Annotated in this window: 17 protein-coding genes and 1 pseudogene; 12 read left to right on the top strand and 6 right to left on the bottom strand. The window is 72.5% G+C overall.

Annotated features, from left to right (window positions below; all coding sequences use genetic code 11):
• Positions 1 to 2: 2 nt before the first annotated feature.
• Together AB0B57_RS15620 and AB0B57_RS15625 are read right to left on the bottom strand one after the other, a co-directional pair.
• Complete coding sequence (locus AB0B57_RS15620) at positions 3 to 1301, bottom strand: DUF58 domain-containing protein (protein ID WP_357069517.1); 1299 nt, start codon at positions 1299 to 1301, stop codon at positions 3 to 5.
• Position 1302: 1 nt separating this feature from the next.
• Complete coding sequence (locus AB0B57_RS15625; protein ID WP_357069519.1) at positions 1303 to 2355, bottom strand: MoxR family ATPase; 1053 nt, start codon at positions 2353 to 2355, stop codon at positions 1303 to 1305.
• 403 nt (positions 2356 to 2758) lie between these two features.
• On the opposite strand from AB0B57_RS15625, the gene leuS reads away from it, so the two are divergent.
• Positions 2759 to 5599 (top strand): leucine--tRNA ligase, encoded by a 2841-nt coding sequence (gene leuS / locus AB0B57_RS15630; RefSeq protein ID WP_357069521.1) that lies wholly within the window; start codon positions 2759 to 2761, stop codon positions 5597 to 5599.
• A gap of 66 nt (positions 5600 to 5665) precedes the next feature.
• Here the strand turns inward: leuS and AB0B57_RS15635 are convergent, their stop codons facing one another.
• From AB0B57_RS15635 to AB0B57_RS15650, 4 genes are read right to left on the bottom strand one after another with little or no spacing between them, the layout of a single operon-like run.
• A complete protein-coding gene (locus AB0B57_RS15635) occupies positions 5666 to 6436 on the bottom strand; it encodes a phosphotransferase (RefSeq protein ID WP_357069523.1) in 771 nt (256 codons plus the stop codon).
• A gap of 2 nt (positions 6437 to 6438) precedes the next feature.
• Positions 6439 to 7122: a VTT domain-containing protein gene (locus tag AB0B57_RS15640; RefSeq protein ID WP_357069525.1), complete on the bottom strand. Its 684-nt coding sequence runs from the start codon at positions 7120 to 7122 to the stop codon at positions 6439 to 6441.
• Positions 7119 to 7838 (bottom strand): glutamine amidotransferase, encoded by a 720-nt coding sequence (locus AB0B57_RS15645; RefSeq protein ID WP_357069527.1) that lies wholly within the window; start codon positions 7836 to 7838, stop codon positions 7119 to 7121. The genes AB0B57_RS15640 and AB0B57_RS15645 overlap by 4 nt, the downstream gene beginning before the upstream one ends.
• Positions 7828 to 9075: a MurT ligase domain-containing protein gene (locus tag AB0B57_RS15650; RefSeq protein ID WP_355007801.1), complete on the bottom strand. Its 1248-nt coding sequence runs from the start codon at positions 9073 to 9075 to the stop codon at positions 7828 to 7830. The genes AB0B57_RS15645 and AB0B57_RS15650 overlap by 11 nt, the downstream gene beginning before the upstream one ends.
• 355 nt (positions 9076 to 9430) lie before the next feature.
• Between AB0B57_RS15650 and mraZ the strand changes: the two genes are divergently transcribed.
• The 11 genes and pseudogenes from mraZ (at position 9431) to AB0B57_RS15705 (ending at position 23364) form a co-directional block, all read left to right on the top strand.
• A complete protein-coding gene (gene mraZ, locus AB0B57_RS15655) occupies positions 9431 to 9862 on the top strand; it encodes a division/cell wall cluster transcriptional repressor MraZ (RefSeq protein ID WP_357069529.1) in 432 nt (143 codons plus the stop codon).
• Positions 9863 to 10068: 206 nt separating this feature from the next.
• Positions 10069 to 11178, top strand: a pseudogene (rsmH, locus tag AB0B57_RS15660) (16S rRNA (cytosine(1402)-N(4))-methyltransferase RsmH).
• Positions 11168 to 11773, top strand: coding sequence for a hypothetical protein (locus AB0B57_RS15665; RefSeq protein ID WP_357069531.1), 606 nt, complete (start codon positions 11168 to 11170; stop codon positions 11771 to 11773). The pseudogene rsmH and the gene AB0B57_RS15665 overlap by 11 nt, the downstream one beginning before the upstream one ends.
• Positions 11774 to 11776: 3 nt before the next feature.
• Complete coding sequence (locus AB0B57_RS15670) at positions 11777 to 13975, top strand: penicillin-binding protein 2 (protein ID WP_357069533.1); 2199 nt, start codon at positions 11777 to 11779, stop codon at positions 13973 to 13975.
• Positions 13976 to 14066: 91 nt separating this feature from the next.
• Complete coding sequence (locus AB0B57_RS15675; RefSeq protein WP_357069535.1) at positions 14067 to 15590, top strand: UDP-N-acetylmuramoyl-L-alanyl-D-glutamate--2,6-diaminopimelate ligase; 1524 nt, start codon at positions 14067 to 14069, stop codon at positions 15588 to 15590.
• Positions 15587 to 16984 (top strand): UDP-N-acetylmuramoyl-tripeptide--D-alanyl-D-alanine ligase, encoded by a 1398-nt coding sequence (murF, locus tag AB0B57_RS15680; protein WP_357069537.1) that lies wholly within the window; start codon positions 15587 to 15589, stop codon positions 16982 to 16984. The genes AB0B57_RS15675 and murF overlap by 4 nt, the downstream gene beginning before the upstream one ends.
• A complete protein-coding gene (gene mraY, locus AB0B57_RS15685; RefSeq protein ID WP_357069539.1) occupies positions 16981 to 18105 on the top strand; it encodes a phospho-N-acetylmuramoyl-pentapeptide-transferase in 1125 nt (374 codons plus the stop codon). The genes murF and mraY overlap by 4 nt, the downstream gene beginning before the upstream one ends.
• 327 nt (positions 18106 to 18432) lie before the next feature.
• Positions 18433 to 19881 carry a putative peptidoglycan glycosyltransferase FtsW gene (locus tag AB0B57_RS15690; protein ID WP_357069541.1) on the top strand — a complete coding sequence of 483 codons (1449 nt, stop codon included), beginning with the start codon at positions 18433 to 18435 and terminating at the stop codon, positions 19879 to 19881.
• A complete protein-coding gene (gene murG, locus AB0B57_RS15695; protein WP_357069543.1) occupies positions 19881 to 20987 on the top strand; it encodes an undecaprenyldiphospho-muramoylpentapeptide beta-N-acetylglucosaminyltransferase in 1107 nt (368 codons plus the stop codon). The genes AB0B57_RS15690 and murG overlap by 1 nt, the downstream gene beginning before the upstream one ends.
• Complete coding sequence (gene murC / locus AB0B57_RS15700) at positions 20984 to 22549, top strand: UDP-N-acetylmuramate--L-alanine ligase (RefSeq protein ID WP_357069545.1); 1566 nt, start codon at positions 20984 to 20986, stop codon at positions 22547 to 22549. Before murG ends, murC begins: the two co-directional genes overlap by 4 nt.
• Positions 22546 to 23364 (top strand): FtsQ-type POTRA domain-containing protein, encoded by an 819-nt coding sequence (locus tag AB0B57_RS15705; RefSeq protein WP_357069547.1) that lies wholly within the window; start codon positions 22546 to 22548, stop codon positions 23362 to 23364. Before murC ends, AB0B57_RS15705 begins: the two co-directional genes overlap by 4 nt.
• The last annotated feature ends 183 nt before the right edge of the window (positions 23365 to 23547 follow it).

Consider the following 23547-nt stretch of genomic DNA (forward strand, 5'->3'; position numbering starts at 1 on the left):
GTTCATCGCACGCCGCCGGCGACCGTCTCGGCCAGCGCGGCGCGCAGGGCGAAGCCCTGGGAGCCCCGGCCAGCCTGCGGCCACAGCGCCGGTAGTCGGGCACCGTGGTCGACACCGACGACGCGCCAGCCACTCTGCACCATGGCGAGGACGGCGGCGCCGTGCGCGTGCTCCGCCTCGGCCCGAGCCTTCTCCGGCAGGCTGAGCCAGGTGGAGCTGTTGAGCAGGAACCCGATGCAGGTGGCGCCGTTGCCCCGCAGCCCGGCCAGCAGCTCGGCCTCGGCCGTGCCCACCGTGCCGAACAGCCCGATGATCAACCCGCCGTCGGCGCGCTGGCGGACCCGCTGCACGAGACCTGTCACCTCGGCGCGCTGATCCAGGCGAACCTCCGCGAGGTGGTCGAGCAGCGCCCCGTCACCGCCGGCCTCCGACGCGTCCACATCGACGCCCGAACCGGTGACCAGACGCAACTTGTAGCCGGCCTGCCGGAGGTGGACGGCGACGCTCGCGGCGGCGGAGACGGCCCACTCGAAACTGGCCGTCGGCCCCTCGCCGCGGTGGCCGTACGCCCGGGTGTCCAGAACGACAGTGGCCCGGCTCTCCCACGGCTGCTCCTCGCGGCGCACCATCAGCTCGCCGGTGCGGGCGGTGGACTTCCAGTGCACCCGGCGCAGGTCGTCGCCGCGCCGGTACTCCCGGGTCGCCGCGTCGTCCTCGCCGTGCACCGCCACCGACCGGGCCCGGCTGTCGCCGCTGCCCGCGTACTCCCCGGGGAGCCGGACCGACGGCAGCGGGGTGACCTGCGGGATGACCGTCAGGTGGTCGGTGCTGGGGAAGGAACGGGTGAGCTCGCAGAGGCCGAACGGGTCGGTTATCCGGACCACCAGCGGGCCCACGTCGTAACGGCCCCGCACGTCGGCCCGCACGGTGTACGCCACGGAACTGGCCTGGTGCGCGCCGAGCCGCTCCAACACCACCCGGGGCCGGCTGCCCAGCGCGTAGGGCAGCCGGTCCTCCAACAGCAGGGTGCCGGTCGGTAGCCGGGAGAGGTTCTGCAGGCGCAGCACCACGCGGGAGTTGGCACCGACCGGAACTCGGTGCGGGTCCAGTGACCGGTTGCAGGCCAGCTTGTAGCGGCTGCGCCCAACGTAGGCGGCGGCCAGCAACGGCAGGATGGCCAGCAGCACAGCCACCCGGAGCAGGTCCTTCTCGCCGAGGATGCCGGCCGAGATCGCCGCGGCGACCGCGGCGGCGAGGAAGGATCGCCCGCGGGTGGTCAGCCCGCGCAGCCCGGCACGCACGTCATGGCCTCCGCGGCTCGTAGGGCGCGCGGCCGTTGCCGGAAGCGGGCCGGGTGTCGTACGGGTTGCGCTGCCGGTCGTGTGGCAGCGGCAGGCGGTGCACCAGCTCGGAGACGATCGCGTCGGTGGTGCGCCGGGCCAGCTGCGCGTCGGCGGTGGGGATGATCCGGTGTGCGAGCACCGGCACCGCCAGGGCCTGCAGGTCGTCGGGGAGCACGTAGTCGCGGCCCTCCAGGGCGGCGACCGCCCGGGCGGTGCGCAGCAGTTGCAGGGTGGCCCGGGGGGAGGCGCCGAGCCGCAGGTCGGGAGCCTCGCGGGTGGCGGTGACCAGGTCGATCGCGTACTGCTTGATCGCGTCCGCCACGTGCACCTGCCGGACGGTGGCGATGAGCTGCCGGACGATGGCCGCGTCGGAGACCGCGCGCAGCTCGTTCAGCGGGTCGGCGGCGCCGTGCCCGTCGAGCATGGCCAGCTCGGCGTTGGAGTCCGGGTAACCCATCGCGATGCGGGCGGTGAACCTGTCGCGCTGCGCCTCGGGCAGCGGGTAGGTCCCCTCCATCTCGATCGGGTTCTGGGTGGCGATCACCATGAACGGGGTCTGCAGCTGGTAGGTCACGCCGTCGACGGTGACCTGCCGCTCCTCCATGCACTCCAGCAGCGCCGACTGGGTCTTCGGCGAGGCCCGGTTGATCTCGTCGCCGACCACCAGGTTGGCGAAGACGGCACCCGGACGGAACTCGAAGTCGTGCGTCTCCTGGTTGTAGACGCTGACACCGGTGACGTCGCTGGGCAGCAGGTCGGGGGTGAACTGGATCCGTCGTACCGTGCAGTCGATGGACCGCGCGAGGGCCTTGGCCAGCTTGGTCTTGCCGACACCCGGGACGTCTTCGATCAGGAGGTGACCCTCGGCGAGCAACACGGCCAGGGCGAGCCGCACGGTGGCGGTCTTACCCTCGATGACCTGCTCGATGTTGGCCACGATGGCCTCGCTGGCGGCGCGGAACTCGTCGTGCGGCAGTAGGCCGCCCACCTCGTCCCAGGTCTGTTGTGTCACGGGCCTCCTCCTCGTCGCCGTCACGGCAGCTCTGTAGAGAGCACCTGGACCCGCCGTTGGGTTCGCGACGTCGAGCCTCGTTTGCCGCAGGATTCTCACTAGCCTCTCAGGCTAACCATGTTTGTCGTTATCGCCGACCCCCGCAGGCGGTCCGTCGGTTACGCCCCGATATTCGCCACGTCGGGGGACGCGGCCCGGCCCACCCCGGGGGCCGGCAGGCCGGACCGGCGGCGGGGTACACTGCGGAACATGGCCGGAGTCTTCCTGCTTCTTACCGGGCCGTGCTGATGCGCTGATCCCAGCGACAGCACGGCGGCCCCTCCTGTGCGAGGGGCATTTTTGTGCCCGGCGCCGGCCCGGCCCGGCGCCGCCGAGACGAAGCGAAGCGAAGCGAGGAGAGACGATGAGTGAGGCAGCCGCACCGGCGGGCGACATTCCCCCGTTCCGGTACACCGCGGCCCTGGCCGACGAGATCGAGATCCGTTGGCAGGACATCTGGGCGCGCGAGGGCACCTTCCACGCACCGAACCCGACCGGCCCGCTGGCCGACCCGACCCACCCCCGCGCCGGCGCGGACAAGCTGTACGTGCTGGACATGTTCCCGTACCCGTCCGGAGCTGGCCTGCACGTCGGCCACCCGCTGGGCTACATCGGCACCGACTGCTACGCGCGCTACCAGCGGATGGCCGGTCGCAACGTGCTGCACGCGATGGGCTTCGACGCGTTCGGCCTGCCCGCCGAGCAGTACGCGGTGCAGACCGGCACCCACCCGCGCACCACCACCGTGGCGAACATCGAGCGGTACAAGGCGCAGCTGCGCCGGCTGGGGCTGGCGCACGACGAGCGCCGGTCGGTGGCCACCATCGACACCGACTTCTACCGCTGGACCCAGTGGATCTTCCTGCAGATCTTCAACTCCTGGTACGACCGCGACGCCGGTAAGGCCCGCCCGATCGCCGAGCTGATCGCCGAGTTCGAGGGCGGCAACCGGCAGACCCCGGACGGCCGCGCGTGGGCCGAGCTGAGCGTCGCCGAGCGCCGCCAGGTCGTCGACGACCACCGCCTGGCGTACGTCTCGCACGCCCCGGTGAACTGGTGCCCGGGGCTGGGCACCGTGCTGGCCAACGAGGAGGTCACCGCCGACGGCCGCTCCGACCGGGGCAACTTCCCCGTCTTCAAGCGCAACCTGAAGCAGTGGAAGATGCGGATCACCGCGTACGGTGACCGGCTGCTGGACGACCTGGACAGCCTGGACTGGCCCGAGCCGATCAAGCTGATGCAGCGCAACTGGATCGGCCGCTCGCAGGGCGCGCACATCGACTTCCCCACCGCGCAGGCGCCGGTGCGGGTGTTCACGACCCGACCGGACACCGTCTTCGGTGCCACCTACATGGTGCTGGCGCCCGAGCACGAGCTGGTCGACGCGCTGGTGCCGGCCGCCTGGCCGGACGGGACGAGGGACGCCTGGACCGGCGGGCACGCCAGCCCCCGGGCGGCCGTCGAGGCGTACCGCAAGACCGCCGCGGCCAAGACCGACGTCGAGCGGCAGTCCGACACCAAGGAGAAGACCGGCGTCTTCATCGGCGCGTACGCCACCAACCCGGTCACCGGTGGGCAGATCCCGATCTTCATCGCCGACTACGTGCTGGCCGGCTACGGCACCGGCGCGATCATGGCGGTGCCGGCGCAGGACGAACGGGACTGGGCGTTCGCCGAGGTCTTCGAGCTGCCCATCGTGCGCACCGTGCAGCCGGCGGAGGGCTTCGACGGCAAGGCGTACACCGGGGACGGCCCGGCCATCAACAGCGCCGCACCCGAGCGCGGCCTGGACCTGAACGGCCTGGGGGTCGCCGACGCCAAGGCGGCGATCATCGCCTGGCTGGAGGCGAACGGGCACGGCACCGGCGCGGTGACCTACCGGCTGCGCGACTGGCTGTTCTCCCGGCAGCGCTACTGGGGCGAGCCGTTCCCGATCGTCTACGACGAGACCGGCGCGGCCATCGCCCTGCCGGAGGAGATGCTGCCGGTCGAGCTGCCGGAGGTGGACGACTTCTCCCCGAAGACGTTCGACGCCGACGACGCCGACAGCAACCCGGAGACCCCGCTGTCGCGGCGGCGCGACTGGGTCGAGGTCGAGCTGGACCTGGGTGACGGGCCGAAGCGCTACACCCGGGAAACCAACGTGATGCCGCAGTGGGCCGGCTCCTGCTGGTACGAGCTGCGCTACCTGGACCCGACCAACGGTGACCGGTTCGTCGACGCGGAGAACGAGCGGTACTGGATGGGTCCGCGCGGCGAGGGCGACTGCGGAGGCACCGACCTGTACGTCGGTGGCGCCGAGCACGCCGTGCTGCACCTGCTGTACGCGCGGTTCTGGCACAAGGTGCTGTTCGACCTGGGGCACGTGTCGTCGTTCGAGCCGTTCCGCAAACTGTTCAACCAGGGCATGATCCAGGCGTACGCGTACACCGACTCGCGCGGCAGCTACGTGCAGGCCGAGGAGGTCATGGAGCGCGACGGCGCCTACTACCTGGGCGACCTGGCGGTCAACCGCGAGTACGGCAAGATGGGCAAGTCACTGAAGAACGTGGTGACCCCCGACGACATGTGCGCCGCCTACGGTGCGGACACCTTCCGGGTGTACGAGATGTCGATGGGTCCGCTGGAGGTGTCCCGCCCCTGGGAGACCCGGGCGGTGGTCGGCTCGTACCGGTTCCTGCAGCGGGTCTGGCGGGCCGTCGTCGACGAGCAGACCGGCGCGCTGCGGATCACCGAGGACCCGGCCGACGAGACGACCCGCCGGCTGCTGCACACGGTGATCGACGGGGTCCGTGGCGACATGGACGGCATCCGGTTCAACACGGCGATCGCCAAGCTGATCCAGCTGACCAACGGGCTGACCGGGCTGGCGGCGACGCCCCGCGAGGTGGCCGAGCCGCTGGTGCTGATGGTGGCGCCGTTCGCCCCGCACCTGGCCGAGGAGCTGTGGCGCAAGCTGGGCCACGACACCTCGCTGACGTACGCGGACTTCCCGACCGCCGACCCGGCGCTGCTGGTGGCCGACACGGTGACCTATCCGGTGCAGGTCAACGGCAAGGTCCGTGGCCGCGTCGAGGTCCCTGCCGACGCCACCGAGGAGACCGTCCGCGCGGCGGCCCTGGAGGCGGTGGCCGCCACCCTGGCCGGCAAGGAGCCCCGCAAGGTCATCGTGGTCAAGGGCCGAATGGTCTCGGTGGTGGCGTAACCCCGCCCCGCCCCGCTCGCGTCGATCATGGAGTTGTGGTGGCCGGTTCGTCCCCTGCCCAGGGGTTCACCGCCACGACTCCATGATCGACCTATGGACGACGGCGCGGTGCGCACGTACCCAGTCGTGCCAGTGAGATATCAGCGCGCCCACTCCTGCCTCGCGGAGGCGGCGCATGGCTGGGTGGGGGCTGGTGTCGATGGTCCGCCAGGTGCCCTCGATCTGGTGGAGCATCAGGTCTGTCAGCTCCCCTCGGGGCAGCAGCCCGGGGCCGGCCGCGTCGTAGGTGTCACAGAGGACGCGACAACGCCGACCCAGCTCGGCGGGATCGGCACCGTCACCCAGTGTGGCCCAGTGCCAGCCGGCGAACGCCACGTCCTCGATCCGCCGGCCCGGGGCGGCCAGGTCCCAGTCGATGAAGACCACCGGGAGCGGCCCGTCCGGGAAGTCCCGGTACACCGTGTTCTTCGGCGACAGATCGCGGTGACACACGGTCTCGGCGTCGCCGGCCAGGTCGGTGCCCGCGCACGCGTCGTGCAGACGCCGGATCAGCTTGGCCAGCCGCACCAGCGCCGGATCGGCGAAGAACGCGGGATCCTCGGAGTCCCGCCACGGCACCCGCCCCGCAACGTAGCTGACCACCTGCCGGCCGCGGTCGTCGACGCCCAGGTGAAGGGGCGCGAGGTCCGCGCCCACCCGGGCCAGGTGACGCAGCAGCGCGCCGACGAAGTCCGGGTTGGCTGGCGGGGTACGTCGTACCGTGTCGCCGACCCGGACCACCTCGGCGACGAAGCCGCCGGTGAGCGGCTCCTCGACGCCGTGGGTCGGCTCGGGCACGGTCAAACCGGCATCCGGCGGCGTTGTCGTTCGGCGCGCCACCACATGTGGACAAGCACCAGGCTGGCGATCAGGCCCAGGCTGGCCGGGGCAGCGGCGTACCAGTTGATGTGCCCGGGTGAGCTGACCGACGCGCCGATCGCCGCGTAGCCGAAGGCGGTCGGCGCGGAGGCGATCACGCTGCCGGCCAGGAACGGCAGCACCCGGGCGCCGGTCGTGCCGTAGCCGTAGCTGACCAGCCCGAAGCCGGCGATCGGCAGCAGCCGGACGGTGACCACACCGACCACGCTCTGCCGGGCGAACCAGCCGTCGAGGCGGGCCAGGCGGCCACGGACCCGTTCGGCCACGAACTCCCGGCCGAGCAACCGGCCGACCGTGAACCCGATCGCCGCGGCCACCAGTGCGGCACCCAGGGCGTACGCGGCGCCCTCCAGGGGGCCGAAGATCGCGCCCGCGGCGAGCGTGACGAAGGTCCGGGGGACCAGGGCGACAAGCAGCAGCGCGCCGCCGAGGATCGCCGCCACCGGGGCGAGGTCGCCCAGCCGGTCGGCCAGCAGCGGCAGCTGCTTCGGATCCGGTCGGGGCGCCAGGAGCAGCAGCAGCCCGCAGCCGCCGATCAGCAGCACGAGCAGGGCGAACCGGGCGGCCGACGGCTGCCGCAGCAGCCGACGGACGGCACGGATCATGCCCGGGCGGCGGCCACCGCAGAGCGGCGCTCGTTGCGCAGCCGGTCGGGCCAGGTGTCGTCCAGCGGCGGAAGCTGGTGTGCCCCGGTGGCCCAGCGCAGCAGCAGGTCGGCCAGGGCCGGGTTGCGGGCCAGCGCCGGACCGTGCGAGTAGGTGCCGAGCAGCTTGCCACGCCACGCGCCCTCGGTGGCGCCGTCGTTGCCCACCCCGGCGGTGACCCGGGCCAGCGGGGAGACCTCGGGGCCCAGGTGGGTGCGACCGCCGTGGTTCTCGAAACCGGTGAGCGGGGGCAGGCCCAGCCGGGGGTCGATCTCACCGGACAGCTCGCCCACGGCCCGGCTCTCGCCCCGGTCGGACTGCAGGTCGAGCAGCTCCAGGCCACGGCACTGCACGCCCTTGGCGAAGAACGAGGTGCCGAGCAGTTGGTAGCCGGCGCAGACGCCGAACACCACTGAACCCTGGGCGACCGCCCGGTGCAGACCGCCGTCGGCGATCAGGCGCTGCGCGCCCAGTGCCTGTGGGCCGTCCTCGCCGCCGCCGACCAGGTAGATGTCGGCGGTCGCGGGCAGTCGCTGGTCGGAGCGGACCTCCAGCACCTCGACGGGCATCCCGCGCTGGCGGGCCCGGCGGGCGAGGATCAGGGCGTTGCCCCGGTCGCCGTAGGTGGACAGCAGGTCGGGGTAGATCCAGACGATGCGCAGGCTCTCAGATGACACGGTCCAACTCCGCTCGGATGTCCTGGAACGCGGTGTAGTTCGCGATGACCTCCAGCCGCCCGGGCGGGACCGACCGGAGTGCGTCGTCGAACGTGCGGACGTGCTGGAACGGCACGTCGTTGACGTCCAGGCGGACCGCCAGGTCGTATGCCCGGTCACCGGTGATCAACACCTGCCGGCCACGCAGCGGGGCGAAGTCGACGTCGTAGAGCCAGGAGGTGTCGAGGCCGTCGGGGTCGCGCGCGTTGATGGAGAGCAGGGTCGGGGCGTTGTCGGCCATGTCGAACGCCTCCAGCCAACTGGCCGGGTTCTTCGCCAGCAGCAGCCGGATGTTGCGCCCGTCCTTGTCGACCTGCGCGTAGCGGCCGGCCACCGAGGTGACGATGCCGAGGCGGGACACCGCGTCGACCGGGCGGACGCCGAACTCGGCGGCCACCGCCAGCGCGGTCGCCGCGTTGCCGAGGTTGACCTTGCCGGGCAGTTGCAGGGAGACCTTGTGCCAGGCGCCGGTGGGGTCGAGCACCCCCTCGTCCTCGACGACCCAGTGCGGCTCCGGTCGGCGCAGCGGGCAGCCCGTGCACCACCACTGCTCGCCGGAGCGCTGGATGGTGGAGCCGCACTCCGGGCAGACCCAGGAGTCGTCGTGCCAGCGCTGGCCGGCACTGAACCAGGTCACGTGCGGCGGGTTGATGCCGCGGGCGGGGTCACCCGGCGGGGTGGCCGCCCAGACCACCAGCGGGTCGTCGGCGTTGGCCACCACCCGGACGTTGGTGTGCCGGACCAGCGCCGCGCGCCAGAGTTGCGCCATCATGGCGACCTCCTTGGCGCGGTCGAGCTGGTCGCGGGAGAGGTTGAGCAGCGCGACCACGTGCGGCTCGGTCGCCTCCAGCACCTGGGCGAGGTAGTGCTCGTCCACCTCGAGCACCGCGTACGGGGTGCTGCCGGCCTTGGCCAGCGCCGAGGTGTGCCCACTGGGCATGTTGGCGCCGAACGAGTTGGTGGCGACCCGGCCGAGCACGCCGACCGCGGCGGAGGTCAACCGGGTGGTGGTGGTCTTGCCGTTGGTGCCGGAGACGAGCGCGATCGCACGCCCGGCCGACAGGTGGGCCAGCAGGTCCGGGTCGATCTTCAGGCCGATCCACCCGCCGATCACCGAACCGTCGCCACGGCCGGCCGCCCGGGAGAGCGCCGCGGCGGTCCGTGACACGGAGCTGGCCACCTTGGCCCGTAGGGGCATTTTCGCGTCCGTCACGCGAGCGAGGTTACCGGACCGCCCGCCCCACCAGATCGCCGCCGACGGTGAACCGTTCGGCCGTGGTGGCTGCGCGGGCGGCTAAGAGGGCGTCCACCGGACGGAGTCGATCTATGTCGGAAAGCGGACCACGCCGGTGGGCCGCCGGGGCCCTCCACTCCGCTCCACCCCTCTTGACGTGCTGTTTTGCCCTCGGGTTGGACACGCCACGCGGGCGAATCTGGTTGCAGGTGGAGGGAAGTGGAGTAGAGTGGGGACCAATGGTGAGGCCGGGAGGGCTCACCGGCCCGGGGGGTCAGCGGCGCCGCGAACGCCGCTCAGGGGCGAGGGGGTAGGGCCGGTGTTTCTCGGCACCCACACTCCACGCCTGGACGAAAAGGGCCGGTTGATCCTTCCGGCCAAGTTTCGGGATGAGCTGGCGGGGGGTGTCGTGGTCACCAAAGGGCAGGAGCGCTGCCTCTACGTCTTCCCGACCCCTGAGTTCCAGCGGATCGCCGACCAGTTGCGCGCGCAGCCGATGACACACAAGGCGGCCCGGGCCTACAGCCGGGTCTTCTTCGCCAGCGCGCACGACGAGGTTCCGGACAAGCAGGGGCGGGTGACCATTCCGGCCCACCTGCGGGCGTACGCCGCGCTGGAACGCGAGTTGGTGGTGATCGGCGCGAGCACCCGGGTGGAGATCTGGGACAGGGCCGCCTGGGAGACCTACCTCGCCGAGAGCGAAGACGACTTCGCCGACATCTCGGAGGGGGTGCTGCCCGGCGGTCTGTAGGGCGGAACGGCGCCCCGACGTACTGCGAGATCTCCAGCCGCTTTCGAGTTCCTGGCACCCCTTCCCCGGTGCCAGGCGCACGATCCAGTCATCGGGCGACGGTCCGGTGTCCGGCGGGAGCGGATGGGGATCTGGCGGTACGACGGCAGCGCCGTCCGACGACAGGCGCACGAGAAGAACGGACGTTTCAACCAGTGGGGGTCATCATGGGGGAGTTGCGCGGCACGCACGTGCCGGTGCTGCTCGAGCGGTGTCTTGAGCTGCTGGCCCCCGCGCTGGGTCGAGGCGGCCGGACGGTTCATGTCGACGCGACGCTCGGTCTGGCCGGGCATGCCGAGGCGGTGCTCGAGGCGCACCCGGAGACGGTCCTGATCGGGCTCGACCGGGACACCGAGGCCCTCGCTCACGCGCGGGTCCGGTTGGCCCGGTTCGCCGATCGGGTGCACCTGGAGCACGCCGTCTACGACGAGCTGCCCGACGTGTTGGACCGGCTGGGCTATCCGGGCATCGACGGCATCCTGTTCGACCTGGGTGTCTCGTCGCTGCAGTTGGACGCGCCCGACCGCGGGTTCGCGTACGCCCAGGACGCGCCACTGGACATGCGGATGGACCAGACCCGGGGGGTGACCGCCGAAGAGGTGGTCAACACCTATGCGCATCCGGACCTGGCCCGGGTGCTGCGGGTCTACGGCGAGGAGAAGTTCGCCGGCCGGATCGCCTCGGCGATCCTGCGGGAGCGGGAACGCGGCCGGATCACCTCGTCCGCGCGGTTGGCGGAGCTGGTCCGGGAGTCCATTCCGGCACCAGCCCGACGAACGGGCGGGCACCCGGCAAAGAGAACGTTTCAGGCTTTACGGATCGAGGTAAACAGAGAGCTGGCGGCGCTGGAGTCAGCGCTGCCATCCGCACTCGACGCACTGACCGTGGGCGGTCGCATGGTGGTCCTGTCCTACCACTCGTTGGAGGACAGGCTCACCAAGGTGGCGCTCGCGGACCGGGTCCGCAGTAAGGGCCCGGTCGACCTCCCGGTCGAGCTTCCCGGGTCCGGTCCGACGTTCCGGCTGCTCAGCCGGGGCGCCGAACTGCCCACGGAGGCGGAGGTCGCCGCGAACCCGCGGGCCGCCTCGGTGCGGCTGCGGGCCGCGGAAAGGCTCGACCCGAACGTGACAGAGCTTGGGCGGACCGACCGCGAACGGTCTCGCCGACGGGTGAAGGGAATGCACCAACCGGGCACGGGGTCCGCCTGATCCGTGGGGGGTCAGGGGCGCCGGGACGGCAGAGGGACGGACGTTGAGGGGGAGGGACATGAGCATTGACAAGCGCGACCGCCGGGACGTCACCGGCGGCGGGCAGCGCGCACCGCGGTCGGGGGGCCGGACCGCGGCGGAGCGGGCTCCGCGCCTCGGAAACGGTACGCCACGCATCGATCGAGTGAACCAGCAGGGGGAGACTCGCGCCCGGGGGGCGCGCGAGTTCCCCACCCAGGGCACCGCCGCACTGCGGCCGGTCGAGAAGGCCGGCAACGCCACAGGCGCCCGGCCGCCTCGGCTGCGGGTGGCGCCGCCACCGCCGATCTCGGTGCCGCGTGCGCCGTTCGCGGCGCTGATCGTGGTGCTGGTGGTCGGCGGGGTGCTGGGCATCCTGGCGGTCAACACCAAGATCAATGAGAACGCGTTCCGGTTGGAGCGGCTGCAGCAGCAGCAGGCTCGACTGGACCTGGAGAAGCAGCAGCTGGACAAGCAGATCGCCGAGTCCGAGGCACCGGGCAACCTGATCGCCGAGGCGCGGCGGCTGGGCCTGGTGGACGCCGGTGAGCCGGGCTACATCCGGCTGCCGGACGGCAAGACCATCGGCGTGCCGCAGCCGGCGAGCGGCAAGCCGTCGGTGACCAGCCAGGGTGCGGGAGGCTGACCCGTGCCACGACGGTCGGACGAGCCGCGCCGGGACCCCACGGGGACCCGGCGCGGTTCTTCGCGTGACGCCACCCCCACCGACGCCGAGCCGCGCACCGCTGAGCCGGGCATCGGGGGCATCTCCGGGGCCCGCGCGTACACGCCACGGGGCCGCACCGTCCGCGACGAGCGCGGCACGCCGCCGCGCGGTGTGGGCGCCGAACAACGGCGTACCCCGCGCAGCACCCGCTCCGGCGACCCGTTCCGGCCGGCGTTGCAGGTGCTCGACGGTGGCCGGGCCGCCGCCCGGGCCGGCCGACGTGACGCCCCCGCCGCCGGACGCGGCGGCGTGGTGCGCACCGTCGCGCCGCGTACCCCGCGTGGTCCGGGTGTCGACGAGCCGCCGCCGCGCCGACGGACCACTCCGCGCGCGCCACGCCGCGCCGACCGCCCGGCGGCCCGGCGGCCGTCGCGCAAGCCACCGCGTCCGCCGAAGCTGGCCGACTCGCGGCTGCGGCTGCGGCTGGGCACCGCGCTGGCCCTGACGTTGTTCGTGACCATCGGAATCCGGCTGATCTTCCTCCAGGCGGTCGACGCCCCGGCATACGCCGGTGGCGGCGTCGCCGACCGCACCATCAAGGTCATACTGCCGGCGCCGCGGGGCGCGATCTACGACAGCACCGGCGCCCCGCTGGCCCGCAGCGTCGAGGCACGGTACGTGTTCGCCGACCCGACCGAGGTGCAGGACCCGGCCGCCGCCGCCAAGGCGCTCTCCCCGCTGCTCAGCATCCCGGCGTCGAAGCTCGTCGAGCTGATGAAGCCGCGCAAGCTGGAGAACGGCAACCTCTCCAAATTCACCTACCTGGCCCGGGGGGTGGAGATCCCGACCGCCAAGCGGGTGCAGGCGCTGGAGCTACGCGGCATCGGGGTGCACCGCGACGAGCGCCGCGAGGTGCCCGGTGGTGACCTGGCGGCGAACCTGATCGGCTTCACCAGCCAGGACATGGTCGGGCTGGAAGGGCTGGAGGCCCGCTACGACGACGTGCTCGCCGGGCAGGACGGCCAGCGGCGGTACGAGGCCGGCCTCGGTGCGCCGATTCCGGGTGGCTACAGCCAGACCACTCCCGCCAAGCCGGGCAGTTCGCTAGCCCTCACCATCGACGGCGACCTGCAGTTCCGGACGCAGCAGATCCTCAGCGAGGGCATGGCCAAGCAGCGCGGTGGCACCGGCGCGGCCGTGATCATGGAAATCCCCTCCGGCGCGGTGCTGGCCCAGGCCAGCGATCCCACCTACAGCGCGGCGAAGCCGGCGGACAGCGACCCGGTCGAGCGGGAGGACGCGGCGACCAGCTTCATCGTCGATCCCGGCTCGATCCACAAGGCGATCACCTACGGCGCGGCCCTCCAGGAGGGGGTGATCACGCCGGACACCACGCTGCCCATCGCCAACAGCATCAAGATGGGCGACACCTGGTTCTCCGACACGCACCCGGCCAACGGCAAACGGATGAGCATCCCGGGGATGCTCGCCTACTCGTCGAACGTCGGCGCCATCACGGTCGCCGACAAGCTCGGCCGGGACCGCCTGATCGACTACCAGAAGCGGTTCGGGCTGGGTCGGCCCACCGGCGAGGGAATGCCGGGGGAGGCCACCGGGCGACTGCTGCCGGCCGAGGAGTGGAGCGGGTCGTCGTACGGGTCGGTGCCGATCGGGCACAGCGTCGACGCCACCCCGCTACAGATGACCGCCGCGTACGCCGCCATCGCCAACAACGGCACCTACGTGCAGCCGCACCTGGTCAAGGAGGTGATCGGCCCGGACGGCAAGCGCACCCCCGCGCCGGCGCCGGTGACCCGGTCGGTGCTCAGCCCGCAGAACGCGGCAGCCCTGCGCACCATGCTGGAGGCGGTCACCACGGTCGACCAGGCCACCGGGACCACCGCCGCGGTCCCCGGCTACCGGGTCGCCGGCAAGACCGGCACCGGCTGGCGGTTGGTGGACGGCAAGAAGCAGCGCGGCGAGGTGTCCTCCTTCATCGGCATGGCTCCCGCCGAGAACCCCCGGTACGTGATCGCGGTCTTCGTGTACGCGCCCGACGGTGGGGGCGCGGCGATCGCCAATCCGGCGTTTCGCGACATGATGCAGTTCACCCTGCGTCACTATCGCGTGCCGCCGTCCACCGGTGGTTCGGCACCCAAGTTCGTGGTCTATCCGCGCTGAGCAGCGGCGGCGGGACATCATCGGTGGGTGCCGACGAACCACCGGGGCGGCTGTACGGCCGGAACCGGACGACCGGGTAGGGTCTGACGCCGTGCCTGGCAATCCACGTCCACGTACCGTGACCGGAGTCCGGCTCGGTGACCTCGCCGTCCGGCTCGCCGTCGACCTCCCGGCGGACGCCGCCGCGGTGACCGTCACCGGGGCCACCCACGCCAGCCAGGAGGTCCGCCCCGGCGACCTGTACGCGGCGCTGCCGGGTGCGCGCCGGCACGGCGCGGAGTTCGCCGCCGGCGCCGCCGAGGCCGGCGCGGTGGCCCTGTTGACCGACCCGGCCGGCGCCGAGCTGGCGGCGGCGAGCGGTCTGCCCGCCCTGGTGGTGCCCGACCCCCGCGCGGTGCTCGGCGAGCTGGCCTCGGCGGTCTACGGCGACCCGACCGCCGCGCTCACCGTGATCGGCGTGACCGGCACCGCCGGAAAGACCTCCACCGCGTACCTGGTCGAGTCGGGGCTGCGGGCCGCCGGGCACACCACCGGGCTGATCGGCACCGTGGAGACCCGGCTCGGTGACCTGGTGATCGACAGCGTGCGCACCACCCCCGAGGCGACCGACCTGCACGCCATGCTGGCCACCGCCCGCGAACGCGGGGTGACCGCCGTGGTCATGGAGGTCTCCAGCCACGCGCTGGCCATGGGCCGGGTGGGCGGTGTCCGGTTCGCCGTCGGGGGCTACACCAACTTCGGCTCCGACCACCTGGACTTCCACGCCGACAGCGACGACTACTTCGCCGCGAAGGCCCAGCTCTTCGACGGGCGCTGTGCGGTCGAGGTGCTCAACCACGACGACCCGGCGTTGCTGCCACTGCACAAGCCGACCACGGTCACCTACTCGGCGGCCGGTGACCAGGGCGCGACCTGGTGGGCCGACGGCGTGGGCGGCGAGGGGTACGCCCAGCGGTTCACCGCGCACGGCCCGGACGGCGTGGTCCTGCCCGCCGGGGTGGCGCTGCCCGGCCGGCACAACGTGGCCAACGCGCTGTTGGCCATCGCCGCCCTGGTGGGCGCCGGAGTGGACCCGGCGACCGCGGCGACCGGCGTGGCCGCCTGCGGTGGGGTGCCGGGCCGGTTGGAGCTGGTCGACAGTGTCGGGCCGGTGCGCGGGGTGGTCGACTACGCGCACAAGTCGGACGCGATCGTGGCCGCGCTGGCCGCGCTGCGCGAGCTGAGCGTCGGCCGGTTGATCTGTGTGATCGGCGCCGGCGGCGACCGGGACCGGGGCAAGCGGCCGGTGATGGGTGCCGCCGCCGCGCAGGGAGCCGACGTGGTGCTGGTGACCGACGACAACCCCCGTACCGAGGACCCGGCGGAGATCCGCGCCGAGGTGCTCGCCGGGGCGTACCGGGCCGGCACGGCCGCCCGGATCATCGAGGTGTCCGGCCGGCGCGCGGCGATCGACGAGGCGGTTCGGCTGGCCGAGCCGGGCGACGTGATCGCGCTGCTCGGCAAGGGGCACGAACGAGGCCAAGAGGTGGCGGGCGAGGTGCTTCCGTTCGACGACAACACGGAGCTGGCCGACGCACTGCGGGCCCGCTTCGGGAACCTGGCGGGTCAGCGGTGATCGCGCTGAGCCTGGCCGACGTGGCCGCGGCCGTCGACGGGCGGCTGGTGGGCGCCGACCCGACCGCCACCGTCACCGGTTCGGTGGAGTTCGACTCGCGCAAGGTGGGGCCCGGTTCGCTCTTCGTGGCCTTCCCGGGGGAGAAGGTCGACGGGCACGACTACGCGACGACGGCGGTCCAGGCCGGCGCGGTGGCGGTGCTCGGCAGCCGCGAGGTGCCCGGGGTGCCGATGGTGCTCGTCGACGACGCCCTGACCGCGATGGGCCGGCTGGCTCGCGCCGTGGTGGACCGGCTGCCCGGGTTGACGGTGGTCGGCGTGACCGGCTCGTCGGGCAAGACCACCACGAAGGACCTGATCGGTCAGCTCACCACCCGGCTCGGGGCCACGGTGGCGCCACCCGGGTCGTTCAACAACGAGCTGGGGCACCCGTACACCGCGTTGCGGGCCGGGCCGGACACCCGTTACCTGGTGATGGAGAAGGGCGCGCGCGGGATCGGGCACGTCCGTTACCTGTGTGAGCTGGTGCCGCCCCGGATCTCCGTGGTGCTCAACGTCGGCACGTCGCACATCGGCGAGTTCGGCTCGCAGGAGGCCATCGCGCAGGCCAAGGGCGAGCTGGTCGAGGCGCTGCCACCGGACGGGCTGGCCGTGCTGAACGCCGACGACCCACGGGTGGACGCGATGGCGAGCCGGACGCGGGCCCGCGTGGTCCGCTACGGCGAGGCGCCGGACGCCGACGTGCGCGCCGAGGACGTCACGCTCGACGAGCGGGGGCGTGCGTCGTACACCCTGGTCACCCCGGAGGGGCGCGCGCCGGTGCGGCTCGGGCTGACCGGGCGGCACCAGGTCGGCAACACCCTCGCCGCGGCGGCGGTGGCCCGGGAGTTGGGCCTGCCGCTGGCCGAGCTGGCGCCGGCCCTCGGCGAGTTGACGTTGATCTCGACCCGCCGGATGGACGTCTTCGACCGCCCCGACGGGGTGACAGTCATCGACGACTCGTACAACGCCAACCCGGCCTCGATGGCGGTGGCGGTGCGGGCGCTGGCCAGCATCGGCCAGGGACGGCGTACCGTCGCGGTGCTTGGTTACATGGCCGAGCTGGGTCCGTTCGAGTACGACGGCCACGCCGAGGTCGGCCGACTCGCGGCCGAGCTGGGTGTCGACCGGCTGCTCGTGGTGGGCGAGCCGGCCGCGCCGATCCACGAAGGCGCGACAGCGGTAGCGAACTGGGGAGGAGAGTCGGTGCTGCTCACCGATCAGGCGGCGGCCGTCGAGGTGCTGCGGGGCGAACTACGACCGGGTGACGTCGTCCTGGTCAAGGGCTCCCGGTACCGGACCTGGGAGGTGGCCGACGCCCTGCGCGCCGACACCGGCGGGGAGCCGACCCGATGAGGGCGGTCATCGTCGCCATCGGGGTGGCCTTCATCGTCTCGCTGTTCTGCACCCCCATCGCGATCAAGGTGTTCACCCGGCTCAAGGCCGGTCAGCCGATCCGGTCCGACGGCCCGGCCATGCACCAGGGCAAGAAGGGCACGCCCACGATGGGTGGCGTGGTCTTCATCCTGGCCACGGTGATCGCGTACGTGGCCGGGCACCTCGCCCTGACCACCCTGCCGGACCAGCAGATCGCCCAGGTGGAGCCGACCATCACCGCGCTGGTGCTGCTGGGGCTGATGGTCTTCTCCGGCGCGGTGGGTTTCCTCGACGACTTCCTCAAGGTGCGCAAGCGCAACAGCGCCGGTCTGAACAAGCGCGGCAAGCTGCTCGGCCAGATCCTGGTCGGTGCGGTCTTCGGGGTGATCGCGCTGTGGTTCCCGAGCACGATGACCAACGGGTCGGGCGTGGCGACCAACACCGAGACGGTGGGCAGCACGACGCTGAGCTTCATCCGGGACATCGACGCCCTGGAGGTCAGCAAGGTCGGCGCGGTGATCATCTTCATCTTCGTGGTGATGGCCGCGACGAACGGCGTGAACCTCACCGACGGTCTGGACGGCCTGGCCACCGGCGCGTCGGTGATGGTGCTCGCCTCGTACGCGCTCATCGCGTTCTGGCAGTACCGGCACTGGTGCGCCGACCCGAACTACACCCAGCCGTACTGCTACGAGGTCCGCGACCCGTTGGAGATCGCGCTGATCGCCGGGGCCGCCGCCGGGGCCTGTGTGGGCTTCCTCTGGTGGAACACGTCGCCGGCGCGGATCTTCATGGGCGACACCGGGGCGTTGGGGCTGGGTGGTCTGATCGCCGGCATGGCGATGTCGACGCGCACCATCCTGCTGCTGCCGATCATCGGTGGTCTCTTCGTGATCATCACGATGTCCGTGGTGATCCAGATCATCTCCTTCAAGACCACAGGTAAACGGGTGTTCCGGATGTCGCCCCTCCAGCACCACTTCGAGCTGGCCGGCTGGAGCGAGGTCAACATCGTGGTGCGCTTCTGGATCATCGCCGGCATCGGGGTGGCCATCGCCCTGGGCCTGTTCTACAGCGAGTTCCTGGCGAACATGACCTGATCCGCACCGCCCACCCCCACCCTCCCAAGATCCGCGCAACGTCCCGACGTTGTGCGGATCTTGGCGGTTCGACACGCCGGGGGTTTCGTTGTGGGCTCGCCCGGCGTGGCTAGCGGAGATGATGTCGGGGTGGGGGAGGAACCAGGCACCGACGACAGGACAGCTGACCGGCCGAGGCGGCCATCGGGCTCGGCGGGCACCATGCCGCCGCGCGGCCCGGACGACCGGCCCGGTCCCAAGCCCGGCACGGCCTCGCGTGCGCCGAGGCCAGGTGCGACATCGCGTGAGCCGGAGCCCGGTGCGGCGTCGCGTGAGCCGGAACCGCCCGTGCCGCTGCGCGGGCTGGACGCGGCCGGCGGGCTCGCCGCGCTGCGCGGCCTGCTGGACCGGCCGCTGGCCTCCTACTACCTGCTGTTGTCCAGCGCCGGCCTGCTGCTGCTGATCGGGCTGACCATGGTCTTCTCGGCGACCAGCGTGAAGGACTTCGCCGAGGACGGCAACGCCTCGGCGTCGGTGACCAAGCAGGCCATCTTCGCGGTGCTGGGCATCGGGGCGTTCTGGGCCTGCCAGCGCCTGCCCGCCAGCACCTACCGGTCGCTGGGCCGGCCGCTGCTGTTCACCTCGATCGCGCTGCTGCTGGTGCTCAACCTGCTGGTGGCCTACGGCCGGCTCACCCGTCAGGATACGGTCGTGTTCGGGCCGGTCGAGGCAACGCTGAACTGGCTGTTCATCGGCGGGATCCAGGTGCAGCCCTCCGAGCTGGCCAAGTTCGCGCTGGTGCTGTGGGGTTCGCATGTCATCGCCCGTAAGGGGGCGGCGCTCGGCTGGTGGCGGGAGTTGGCCACCCCGCTCTTCCCGGTGCTGGGTCTGCTCTTCGTCCTGGTCGGCTACAACGACACGGGCACCATGCTCTGCCTGCTGGCCCTGGTGGTCGGCCTGCTCTGGGCCGCCGGCGTGCGGATGCGGGTCTTCGGCGCCCTGACGGTGGTCGGTCTGCTCGGCGTCGGCCTGCTCGTCGCGGTGGCCTCGCTGGGCGCCGGCTCCGGCGAGCGCGGCGCGGACAACTACCGCCTCGCCCGGCTGGACATGTTCTTCAACCCGCCGGACCCGGAGACCTGCAAACTCAACGACTGCCTCCAGTTCTACCAGGGGCGGCTGGCCATCGAGCACGGCGGCTGGTTCGGTGTCGGGCTGGGCAAGGGCAGCCTGAAGTGGGACTGGCTACCCGAGGCGCACAACGACTTCATCTTCGCGATCATCGCCGAGGAGCTGGGCGTGATCGGGTGTGTCGTCATCCTCAGCCTGTTCGCGGTCCTCGCGTACACCGGGTTGCGGATCGCCCGCCGGGTCGACGACCCGTTCCGTCGGCTCGCCGCCGCCGCCGTGACCACCTGGCTGGTCAGCCAGGCCGTGATCAACATCGGGGGGGTGGTCGGGCTGCTGCCGATCACCGGCCTGCCGTTGCCGTTCATCTCCGACGGTGGAAGTGCCCTGGTCGTGACGTTGGCCGCGATCGGCATGCTGGCATCCTTCGCCCGTGCCGAACCCGATGCGGCCAGAGCACTGCATGCCCGTCCGCCGGCCCGGTGGGTCCGACTACTCTGGGCCCCGTTGCCGCCGCTTCCCGGCCGGCGCCGCCGACCGGCGACGCCGCCGCCGGCTGGCCGAGGGTCCGTGCCCCGGTCCCGCGAGCGGCGCCACGACGACCAGGCCGCGCCGCGCGGGGTCCGCCAGGACCGCAGCCGCGGGGGTACGGCGAGCGAGAGGAGACGCTGATGGGTCCGCTGCGTTCGGTGGTGCTCGCGGGAGGTGGCACCGGGGGGCACATCTACCCGTTGCTCGCCTTCGCCGACTGCCTGCGCCGACACGACCCGGGCGTCCGGATCACCTGCCTCGGCACACCCAAGGGCATGGAGAACGACCTGATCCCGCCGCAGGGCTACGACCTGCGGCAGATCCCCGCGTACCAGCTGCCCCGGTCGGTCAACATGAACCTGGTCCGTACCCCGGGGCGGATGTGGACCGCGGCGCGCGCCGCGGGCAAGGTGATCGACGAGGTGAAGGCCGACGTGGTCGTCGGCTTCGGTGGGTACGTCTCGGTGCCGGCCTACCTCGCCGCGTGGCGCCGGGAGCTGCCCATGGTGATCCACGAGGTGAACGTGCCGCCGGGTGTGGCCAACCGGCTGGGCATGAAGTTCACCAAGAACATCGCCGTCGGTTTTCCGCACCAGCCGAGCCAGGCCGAGTCGCTGCGCGACGCCACGATCGTCGGGGTGCCGCTGCGCCGCAGCATCGCGGGGTTGGACCGGTACGCGCTGCGCAACGCCGCCCGCGCCCACTTCGGGCTCCGCCCGGACCTGCCGGTGCTCTTCGTCTCCGGCGGCTCGTCGGGTGCCCGCTCGATCAACCTGGCGGTCTCCGGGGCGGCCAAGGAGTTGGCCCGCAACGGCGTGCAGGTGCTGCACGTGATGGGCGCCCGCAACGAGCCGGTGCCGATCCCCACCGACCTGCCGGTGCCGTACGTGACGTTGCCCTACCTGTCCGAGATGGAGCTGGGCTACGCCGCCGCCGACCTGATGCTGGCCCGGGGTGGGGCGATGACCGTCGCCGAGGTGGCCGCCATCGGGCAGCCCACCATCTACGTGCCGTACCCGCACAGCAACCAGGAGCAGCGGCGCAACGCGCTGCCCGTGGTGGAGGCCGGCGGCGGGCTGCTCGTCGACGACGCGGAGCTCACACCGGACTGGTTGGAGCGCACCGTCATCCCCCTCATCCGCGACCCCCAGCGGTTGTACGCGATGGGCGCGGCGGCGGCGGCGTACGGGCGGCGCGACGGCGACGAGGCCCTGCGGTCCTTCGTCATCGAGGCGGTGGCCCGGTGACCGCCCAGTTCACCCCGGCCGGCACGCTCACCGCCGAGGACCTGGGCGCCGTGCACCTGATCGGCGTGGGTGGGGTGGGCATGCTCGGCGTGGCCCGACTGCTGCTCACCCGCGGCATCCGGGTTTCCGGCAGCGACCTGCGGGAGTGGCCCTCGCTGGCGGGCCTGCGGGCGCTCGGCGGCACCATCCACCTGAGCCACGAGACGACGAACCTCGACGGCGTGGACACCGTCGTCTACTCGTCGGCCATTCCGCAGGACCACCTGGAGCTGGTCGAGGCACGTCGGCGCGGTCTGCGGGTGCTGCACCGCTCGGAGGCCCTGGCTGCGGCGATGACCGGCCGCCGGGCGGTGGCGGTCGCCGGCACGCACGGCAAGACCACCACCACCTCGATGGTGACGATGGTGCTCCAGCAGGCCGGTGTGGACCCGTCCTTCGTGATCGGCGGGGAGATCTCCGAGGTCGGCTCGGGTGCCCACCACGGCACCGGCGAGCACTTCGTGGTCGAGGCGGACGAGAGCGACCGCTCGTTCCTCATCTACCGCCCGTACGTCTCGATCATCACCAACGTCGAGGCCGACCACCTCAACACCTACGGCGACTACGCGACGCTTGAGGCGGCGTTCGTGGAGTTCGCCCGCCTCACCGACCCGGACGGGTTCATCATCACCTGCGCCGACGACCCGGGTGGTCGACGGCTGGCCGAGAGCCTGCGCGCCGAGGGGCGGCGGGTGTTCACCTACGGCGAGGCCGCCGACGCCGACCTGCGGTTGACCGACGTCGTCTCCTCCGCACGTGGGGTGCGCTACCTGGCCGCGATCGACGGCCGGTCGCTTGGCGAGTTCCGGCTGCCGGTGCCGGGGCGGCACATGGGACTGAACAGCGCCGCCGCGGTGCTGACCGCGTACCTGCTGAAGCTGCCCCTGGAGGCGGCGGAGGCCGCGCTGGCGGTCTTCCCCGGCGTGCGACGGCGCTTCGAGCGCAAGGGTCTCGCGGACGGCGTGCTGGTCTACGACGAGTACGCCTACCACCCGACCTCGATGACCCTCGCCATGCAGACGCTGCGCGAGGTCGCCGGGGACGGCCGGCTGATCGTCGTCTTCCAGCCGTACCGGCTGTACCGCACCCGCGACAACCAGGCGGAGATCGCCGATGCGCTGGCCCTCGCCGACGAGGTGGTGCTGCTGGAGGTCTTCGGGCCGGGCGAGTTGCGCCAGCCCGGCGAGGGCTCGGCGGCGCTGATCGCGGCGGTGGCGTTGCCCGCCGACCGCAAGGTCTTCGTGGAGTCCTGGGAGCAGGCACCGATCGAGGTGGCCCGCCGGGCCCGCTCGGGGGACGTGGTGGTCACCATGGGCGCCCCGCCGATCTCGCTGATGGGCGACGAGTTGCTGGCCGCCCTGGGTGACCGTGCGGCCGGTCCCGCACCGACCGCGACCGTCGACCCGGTGGCCACGTCCCCGGCGATCGGCGATCCGGTGCCCGGCGGGGCCACGGCCGGCGGCGACGGAGCGGCTCTCGGTGGCACCGCCGCACCCGGCGGCGCGGCGCCCCTGGCCGGATGAGTCCCGGCCCGGCCCGAGGGCGGACCCGCGCCGCCGACGGTGGCGCCCCGCGCCGTGGTCCGGCGCGGCGGTGGCAGCTGGTCCGGGCGGGCCGCGACGCGGTGCCGCCCTCGACCCGTCGGTTCATGGCCCGTGCGCGGCAGCGTCGCATGCGTGCGGCGCTGCCGTGGGCGGTGGCCGCCGGGGTGCTCGCGCTGGCCGGGCTGGTCGCCTGGACGGTGCTCGGCACCGGGCTGTTCGGGGTCCGGGACGTGCGGGTGGAGGGTGCCGACCTGGTCACCCCGGTGCAGGTGCACGACGCGGTCGCCGTGCCGGACGGGGTGCCGCTGGCCCGGGTGGATCTGGCTGCCGCCGCCCGCCGGGTCGGCGCGCTGCCGGCGGTGGAGCGGGCCACGGTCTCCCGGGACTGGCCCGACACGCTCGTGGTGCGGGTGACCGAGCGGACCCCGGTGGCGGCGGTGCCGCAGGGGGAGGCGTTCGCCCTGATCGACCGCAGCGGGGTGGCGTTCCGGACGGTGGACCGACGCCCCGCCGAGCTGCCGCAGGTGACGGTGACCCGCCCGGCCGCCGACGACCCGGGCACCCGGGCCGCGCTGGACGTCCTCACCGCGCTGACTCCGCAGCTGCGCGCCGAGTTGGTGGACGTCCGGGTGGAGGGGCTGGCCCGGATCAGCCTGCGGTTGAAGGGGGACCGGACGGTTGTCTGGGGGGACGCGACGCGGGGCACGGACAAGGCCCGGGTGGCCACCGCCCTGTTGCACGAGGACGCCGCGCGGATCGACGTGAGCGCGCCCGACGTGGTGACCTTTCGCTGACCGGGGAGCGCCGTGGAGGGTGAGCCGTCGCGCTCGGGTCGGCGACACGCCGGCCGGGTCCTTGGCTCATCGCGCGGTGGCGCTTACGTTGCCCCGAAGAGGTTCAGTGGTTGACATAACTGTAAGCCTCTAGTAGAGGGTGAGGGTTCACCCCTGACTCTCGCTGGTGACAGCTGTCGTCGG

The sequence above is a fragment of the Micromonospora sp. NPDC049101 genome, from assembly GCF_040648675.1.
Taxonomy (GTDB): Bacteria; Actinomycetota; Actinomycetes; order Mycobacteriales; family Micromonosporaceae; genus Micromonospora.

Coding starts and splice junctions, on each gene's coding strand:
- leuS (WP_357069521.1), top strand. CDS start 2,759: ATGAGTGAGGCAGCCGCACCGGCGGGCGACATTCCCCCGTTCCGGTAC.
- AB0B57_RS15640 (WP_357069525.1), bottom strand. CDS start 7,122: ATGATCCGTGCCGTCCGTCGGCTGCTGCGGCAGCCGTCGGCCGCCCGG.
- AB0B57_RS15650 (WP_355007801.1), bottom strand. CDS start 9,075: ATGCCCCTACGGGCCAAGGTGGCCAGCTCCGTGTCACGGACCGCCGCG.
- AB0B57_RS15665 (WP_357069531.1), top strand. CDS start 11,168: ATGAGCATTGACAAGCGCGACCGCCGGGACGTCACCGGCGGCGGGCAG.
- mraY (WP_357069539.1), top strand. CDS start 16,981: ATGAGGGCGGTCATCGTCGCCATCGGGGTGGCCTTCATCGTCTCGCTG.
- murG (WP_357069543.1), top strand. CDS start 19,881: ATGGGTCCGCTGCGTTCGGTGGTGCTCGCGGGAGGTGGCACCGGGGGG.
- AB0B57_RS15705 (WP_357069547.1), top strand. CDS start 22,546: ATGAGTCCCGGCCCGGCCCGAGGGCGGACCCGCGCCGCCGACGGTGGC.